We start from the raw sequence: 3,229 nt of genomic DNA, 5'->3' as shown, positions 1-3,229 counted from the left end.
GGCAATCTCTAAGCAACCACTTGATTTATGGAGATTGCTTCGGTCACTACGCTCCCTCGCAATGACACGCCAATGGGTTTTTAGAGGTGCCCTTTAGAAAATCGCCTTACAATGGCTAGCACACAGCAGCTTACCAGCATAAGTATCAGGCTTGCAATTATCGTCGAAGGCTGATAATCTTCCTGGGCGCGCAGATGACTAAAAAGATACTTTTCATACAACCTCCTCTGACATTGGAGGAACGGTACGGGAAACTCGCCGGAGGCGGAAGTTCTGCGCCTCCTATCGGACTCGCTCAGGTAGCAGCAGCGGTCAGAAATTCCCTTTCATATGATGTTATAATTCTGGACGCCGAAGCATTAGAGCTTACGATAAGCGATACTATCAAAAGAATTCGCTCTGAGAATCCCGATTACATAGGGATTACGGCGGTAACACCGTCCATCTACAAAGCATCTCTGCTTGCGAAGGCAATAAAAGACGATAACTCCGAACAGTTGATAATCCTCGGGGGTCCCCATGTCACAGCGATACCTGAATACACACTTAAAAATTATCCATGTTTTGATCTTGCTGTCTTGGGAGAGGGAGAAGATACTACAGTTGAACTCTTGCAATCACTGAAAAATGGAAAGTGTCTTACAAACGTCGCCGGAATAGCATATAGAGACAATGGCAACATTTTGAAGACCCCCAAAAGACTGTTTATAACGGATATGGACAGGCTTCCATTTCCCGCATGGGACCTTTTGCCAAATATCGCAGAATACTACAGGCCTCCTATATTCAGTGTGAAACGACTTCCATCAACTTCGCTCGTTACAACAAGGGGATGTCCAGGAAAATGCACATTTTGCGACACCTCCGTTTTTGGCCAGAAAGTCAGGGGTTTCAGCCCGGAATATGTTCTTAAAATGATTAATAGGCTGATGCATGAGTATGGTATAAAAGACATACTTTTTGACGACGATTGCGCCCCATTACTTAAGGCTAGATTCGAACGTTTGCTTGATATGCTGATTGAGTCAGATCTCGGCCTTAGCTGGTCGTGTAACTCAAGAATAGATATCGTGAGGCCCGATGTCCTTAAAAAGATGAAACGTGCAGGATGCTGGCAAATAGCCTACGGGATCGAAAGCGGTTCGCAAAAGATACTTGATTTCTATAAAAAAGGTATAACGCTAAAGAAGATCGAAGAGGCCCTTGCGTGGACAAGGGATGCCGGAATAATGACAAAGGGCTTTTTTATGGTTGGAAACCCCCTTGAAACATCCGAAACAGTTGAGGAGACAATAAATTTTGCAAAAAGAATCAAACTGGATGATTTTCAGATAACCAGCTTCACTCCTCTACCAGGCTCGGCAGTCTACCCTGTAGCCGACAAATATGGCTGGTTTGATAACGATTTCAGAAGAATGAACATGTGGAATATTGTTTTTGTTCCCAACGGCCTTTCAAAAAAAGATATTCTGCACTATTCTAAAAAAGCATTTAGAAGCTTCTATTTTAGGCCATCGATTATATTGTCCTACCTAAAAAGAATGCGTTCTCGAAAACATCTTATAGAACTGCTGAGAGGATTCAATAGCCTCGTAAGCTATCTGTTCGTTAAGGAAAAGTAACGTCCTATTTCCTTCGATAAATCACGTAATCTTCAACTTCTGCAAACTTTTCGTAATTTTTTGAAATATAGGATGATAATTGCGGAAACTTTGATATCGGCGCACCCGGCATATTAATATAAGAGATGTCCACGAACCATTCGGGCCGATTTTTCTTAAGGTCGCCAAGGTACATCTCCCAATGAGAATCGGGCATTTTAACCAGCTCTTTTCCACGATAACTCCCTGACAAGAAATGCTTGCTTAAGAACCTTGTGCCATTTTTACGTTCAACCAGAAATGGAACGCCGTTGAACCTCCCCCATACTTCTATCTGTTCATTTGAACGTGTATGTGTCTTTAAAAACTCGACGAGGGTCTTAAATTCGTTCACCTCAAGTTTTTCCCGATACCTATCTATAGGCAACGCCCAAACCCATGAATGAACAAGGGGAACAATGATCACAAGCGTCCATATCAGCAATAGCCATTTCTTATACAATGCGAACTTTTCAAGTAGATTCTTCCCGGCCGCTGCCCCCACAATGACGGCGGGTGGAAGTATCTGGAGATAATAATGTCCATAGAACCGCCCCCCTGGAAAAACGGCTATCAAGGAAGCCAACAGCCATATACCTATTAGGAGCCCATTTCTTTCAAAAAGACGTTCTTTCTTCTCTCTAAGAAACGACCAAAGAATGATGGGAATCCAGAGCGATGCCCCTTCCAGAAATAGCATGTAGACTGTTTGCTTGAGAAAACGAATTATGAGAGCAGCCCCGTTATCATGGCCAGCCATGTAAAGAAAATTTACTTTTACCATCCAGTACCACACATCGTTCAAACGCCCTAAATGGTAATATCCAATCGTCATAAGTAAAAACGGAAGGGCCAAAGAAAGCAGATAAACAGGAACTATCCTTAGCATTGATAATAGATCTTTCCGAAGTTTGTATATAAAGTATATTGATGTCGCTACTGGGACAATAGCCGCGTGCAATTTTACTAAAACTGCAAGCGCCGCGGCAATACCGCACAAAAAAGAGTAAAATATTTTCTTTCCGGCGCTCTCTGCATTCAATGCCATAATGGCTAATAAAATATGCAATGAAAGAGGCAGATTAAAAATGAGCTCAGCATTCGCGGCAGCAACATCGTTCGGCTTGCCCAAGCTGGCGCAAACCACGTATAACAAGGCAGATATTCCAGCGAGCGGCAAATTTCCCTTAAGTTTTTTTACGATGGCGTAGATGGTAATGGCGGTAAGGGACACAATGATGACGTTCGCGGCATGTGCCACAAAAATAGATCTATAACCTCCAATCAACACAAAAAACGAGTACAGGTAGTAAATGATGGGGGGTTTATGATCTATGATCCCCGAATAAAGCCGACACCCTTCCAGAAGTCTTTGACCTATTGTTGCATAATAGGTCTCGTCAGGGTTATAAAACCCTGTGAAAATCGTCGGAGACCTTAAGATAAGCGTGGAAAGAAAGGTTGTGATAATAAGACGCCGACCCGAAAGATATTTTTTCCAAGAACTTTCCAAGGTCATCCTCCAACGGGCCATTTTTTCTGCATCCACTGCGCGGAATAAAAAGCGCCTAATGCCAGAGCCCAGCCGG

The 3,229-nt window shown here is 43.1% G+C and carries 2 protein-coding genes; one reads left to right on the top strand and one right to left on the bottom strand.

All coding sequences use genetic code 11. The annotated features are described in order from the left end of the window. The first annotated feature begins 194 nt into the window (after positions 1 to 194). Entirely contained in the window at positions 195 to 1,622 is a 1,428-nt protein-coding gene (locus COV46_01600; GenBank protein PIR18033.1) for a hypothetical protein, read from the top strand. 4 nt (positions 1,623 to 1,626) lie between these two features. Here the strand turns inward: COV46_01600 and COV46_01595 are convergent. Continuing rightward, positions 1,627 to 3,229, bottom strand: a 1,603-nt coding sequence (locus tag COV46_01595) for a hypothetical protein (protein PIR18032.1), incomplete at its 5' end; no start/stop codon positions are given.

It is taken from the genome of Deltaproteobacteria bacterium CG11_big_fil_rev_8_21_14_0_20_49_13 (assembly GCA_002796305.1).
Taxonomy (GTDB): Bacteria; UBA10199; UBA10199.
Note: the sequence above shows the minus strand (reverse complement) of the source record. Positions and strands in the feature narration are given on the sequence as shown.